Raw genomic sequence first — 549 nt, 5'->3', positions numbered from 1 at the left:
TCTCCGTCTTTGCGGTCTTGCTCGCCTTTTTGTTCGCGAGCTGGAAAGCCATCTTTTTCGCGACGCTGATCTCGGCGGTTTTGTCGCAGTTTTCACAGCCATCGGGGCTGAAGCTGTTCAAGCAGCATGTGCCATCTGACCAAGTTCAGGCAGGCACGGCGATGCTTCAGACGATTACCGCTGTTTTCATGATCATCGGCCCGATGCTGGGCGCGTTCGTGTATCAAAAGTTCGGCATTACGACATCGATTTGCGTGATGGCCGTAGCCTTTTTGCTGTCGGCTGGCGTCCTTTTCTTTTTGCCGGAACAAGATCAGGCTGCACCGAGTCGTTCGGGCTTGACGGTGTGGCAGGAGCTGAAAGCGGGTCTGCGCTATGTGTGGGCGAGTCCGCTCTTGCGTACGCTCTGCGGTGTGTATGGAGCGGCAGGACTAGGTGTAGGCGTGTGCCAGCCGCTTGGAGTCTTTATCGTGGTCGAGCGCCTGGGTTTGCCGAAAGATTCGTTGCAGTGGCTTCTGGCGACAAACGGAGTCGCGATGCTTGTCGGCG

General features: G+C 56.8%; 1 protein-coding gene. It reads left to right on the top strand.

Going from position 1 to position 549, the window contains the following annotated elements; genetic code table 11:
- Positions 1–549 (top strand): MFS transporter (locus EDM56_RS30825; protein WP_122921736.1); only part of this gene is annotated, 549 nt, incomplete at both ends.

It is taken from the genome of Brevibacillus fluminis (assembly GCF_003710825.1).
In the GTDB taxonomy this organism is placed as follows: domain Bacteria; phylum Bacillota; class Bacilli; order Brevibacillales; family Brevibacillaceae; genus Brevibacillus_D; species Brevibacillus_D fluminis.
The sequence above is the reverse complement of the archived record's forward strand: the minus strand, read 5'-3'. Positions and strand labels throughout refer to the sequence as shown.